A 3,801-nucleotide genomic window follows, 5' to 3' on the forward strand; every position below is an offset into this window, starting at 1 on the left:
TGACGTTGCCGAGGCACAGAATTACCGCGATGCAAGCTATTCGGATTATCAAGCCATCGCCGAACAGATTTTGGCGCCGCTAGAACGCAATAACCAGATGATCAAACGCATCACGCAGATGATCAGTGGCCATTACGGCGCGCATGGCTAATCACGTTGATCCGGCAATGCTTAGGTCAATCGCCGTGCTAACAATATCTACAAGCTGATCAATTTCGGTATCCGAAATGATAAATGGCGGCGCGATCAGCACATGGTCGCCTTGCTTGCCGTCAATTGTGCCTTGCATCGGATAGCAAATAAGCCCCAGTTCAAGCGCCTGTTTCTTGATCACTCCAGCAATATTGCGGTCGCGCGCAAAAGGTGTTTTGGCACTGCGGTCTTCGACAAGCTCGATGCCACGGAACAGCCCCCGACCACGAATATCACCAACAAAGGGATGCTGGCCAAGACGTTCATGCAATCGATCATTCAACAGCTCGCCTTGCTGGCGCACACGCGTGCATAGATCATCATCCAGAATACGATGCATCACCGCCAATGACGCCGCACAGGCTACCGGATGACCAAGATAGGTATGGCCATGCTGGAAAAAACCAGATCCCGACGCAATCGCATCATAAATTACATCCGTGCACAGCGTTGCGCCAATCGGCTGGTACCCTGCGCCCAACCCTTTGGCGATCGTGACAATATCAGGGGTGATATGTTCCTGTTCACATGCAAAAAATGATCCTGTTCGTCCCATGCCACACATGACTTCATCAAGTATCAAAAGCACACCATATTTATCACAAATTTGGCGAATACGCGTGAAATAGCCTGGTACTGGTGCCAAGGCACCAGCGGTGGCGCCAACGACTGGTTCAGCCAGAAAGGCCATCACATTTTCCGCACCAATCGCCAGAATCTCGGTTTCAAGTTCATTCGCGACGCGCTGGCCATAGTCATATTCACTTTCGCCATCCTGCTGATTGCGATAAGCATAACATGGGGCGATCAGGCTGGTTTCGGCAAGCAACGTCTCAAAGAAGGAACGCCGCCAAACATTACCGCCAGCCGCCAAAGCCCCTAGCGTGTTACCATGATAGCTTTGCCGACGTGAAATAATCCGATGACGCTCAGGCTGACCAATTTCAACATAATATTGCTTGGCCAATTTCAACGCTGCTTCAACCGCCTCAGACCCGCTGGAAACAAAATAGACGCGGCTAATATCTTCAGGAGCATTGGCAACAAGCAGATCAGCCAAAACTTCGGCTGGCTCACTGGTAAAAAAGGAGGTATGCGCAAAAGCAAGCTTTTCGGTCTGTTCAATAATTGCCTTGCGCACTGTATCGTCTGAATGTCCAAGACAAGACACGGCGGCACCACCCGAAGCATCAAGATATCGCTTGCCTATTTTATCGACAATAAAACAACCATCACCATGTGAAGCAATCGCCAGATCTGCTTTGCTGTGACGCGGAAACACTGAATTACTAATCACGGAAGTACCTTTTTTAAAATTTAAACTGGAGATGTTACCAGCCGTGCGCGGCGGCGATACTGAAGTAAGACAATCAGCAACAGCATGGCGATAGCTGGCAAATAGAAAATATTTTGTGACATACGATCTGGAGTGTCTAGGTAAATTGTTTCCAGTGTCACCCTTGTATCGGCATAGAAATCAAAGGTCTGCATTTCCTGGAATAAAGCAGTACCCGGGAACGGTTCTTCGACATAGGCAACTCCATCTTCGAAAATCAGCGTTAACCCAACCTTATCAAGTCTGTCTTCAGCCAACAGCACGGCTCCATCGGCTGATGGTGTAAAATACAGGATTGAATTGCGCTGTATGATTCGGTCATAATCATCAAAATCAGGCCCTGAAAACGCCACCCGCACCGATACATCCTTGTCAGCGGCCAAGGCACTATCTGGATCATCAAGCAGATCAATAATCTGCGCACCGGCAACGGACTGATAAGGTGGCTGAACGCGATCAAGCCAGAAATCCGGACGGAATAAGGTAAAGGCAATCAGTAACAGCATGACTGTTTCCCAAAGTCGATTTCTGAGTAACATGTAATGCTGAATTGCCGAACAAAATGCGAGCATCGCCAGCACCACCGTGACCAGCACAATGACACCATCGATAAAGCCAACATCAATTAACAGAATATCGGTATTGAAAATGAACATGAAAGGCAGGATTGCTGTACGTATATCATAGCTGAAACCCTGAATACCGGTGCGGATCGGATCGCCTTTGGAAATGGCGGCAGCGGCAAAAGCCGCCAGACCAACCGGCGGCGTATCATCAGCCAGAATGCCGAAATAAAACACAAACAGATGCACGGCAACCAGAGGCACGATCAAGCCATTCTGCGCTCCAACCATGACTATAACTGGTGCCATCAAGGATGATACAACTATGTAATTGGCCGTTGTCGGCAAGCCCATTCCAAGGATCAGGCTCATAAAGGCGACCAAAAGCAGCATCACCACCAAATTTCCCGCCGAGACCGTTTCAACAAATTCACCAATAAATTGATGCGCACCTGTCAATGACACGGTGCCAATGATGATGCCCGCCACGCCAGTGGCCACAGCAATGTTAATCATCGAACGCGCACCATTTTCTAGCCCGCGGCGCAAATCGATGATGCCTTGCCGCCATTCATCACCTGCAAGCAAAAGCGGCATCGCAAACCGACCTCGGAAAAAGGCTTTCAGCGGATGTTGCGTCAGCAGGACAAACATCATTGCCAAACTTGCCCAATAAGCCGACAGGCCGGGCGAGAGACGACTGACTAGCACGCACCATAACAAAACCACAATTGGCAGGATAAAATGATAACCAGTAACAGAAACCGACCCGACCGAGGGCAGGTTTTTCATTTCATCTTCGGTTAACCCAATTTCAAGATCGGGATGCCGCGACGCAATCCAGACAAGCCATATATAAAAGCCGACAAACAATGCAATCGCCGCAGGTAAAGTCATGCCGGGTAGCGCATCGCCTGTCCATTGCAGAAACATATGTATCAGCCATGAAAGAGCAGACAGCCCCAGAAAACCAGCTAGGAATCCACCTAACCGCCGCGCCAATGGCGAGGATGAAGGCCGCTGTGGCAGGCCTTTAAGGTCAAGTTTCAGGACTTCCAGATGAACGATATATATCAAAGCAACATAGGAAACCAAAGCCGGCAAGGCGGCATATTTGATGAGTTCAAAATAACTAATGCCAGTGAATTCGGCAATCAGAAACGCCGCCGCCCCCATCACTGGTGGTGTGAGCTGACCATTGGTTGAAGAAGCAACTTCGACGGCTCCTGCCTTTTCTGCCGAAAAGCCAGTTTTCTTCATCAATGGAATGGTAAAGGTGCCAGTCGTCACAACATTGGCAATTGATGATCCCGAATAGATACCTGACAGACCAGACGCCACCACCGCCGCCTTGGCGGGCCCGCCACGAAAATGCCCTAATGCGGCAAAGGATAACTTGATGAAATAGTTGCCAGCTCCCGCGCTTTCCAGCAATGCGCCAAACAGCACAAACAGAAAAATCATCGACGTTGATACACCTAGAGCAACGCCAAAAACACCTTCGGTTTGCATCCAGAAATGCCATGTTGCCTTGTTGATTGACGCGCCTTTCCAGCGCATCGCATCAGGCACGAAACTGTCATCACCAAACAGAACATATAAAACAAAAAGACTGGCGACGATCAGTAATGGCAAACCTAATGACCGATAGACAGCAACACCAAGACAGATAATACCAGCTATCGAAAACATCAGATCATACTGGTTAGG

General features: G+C 49.2%; 2 protein-coding genes. Both read right to left on the bottom strand.

The genetic code is table 11. The annotated features are described in order from the left end of the window. Window positions 1–151 precede the first annotated feature (151 nt). The gene (locus ABNT28_RS10285; protein WP_348721536.1) at window positions 152–1,489 is read right to left on the bottom strand and encodes an aspartate aminotransferase family protein; all 1,338 of its coding nucleotides are present in this window, start codon (window positions 1,487–1,489) and stop codon (window positions 152–154) included. 20 nt (window positions 1,490–1,509) lie between these two features. After that, a partial coding sequence (locus ABNT28_RS10290; protein ID WP_348721537.1) for a TRAP transporter permease occupies window positions 1,510–3,801 on the bottom strand: 2,292 nt, incomplete at its 5' end.

Origin of the sequence: uncultured Candidatus Puniceispirillum sp. (assembly GCF_963979125.1) — a bacterium.
Taxonomy (GTDB): Bacteria; Pseudomonadota; Alphaproteobacteria; order Puniceispirillales; family Puniceispirillaceae; genus Puniceispirillum.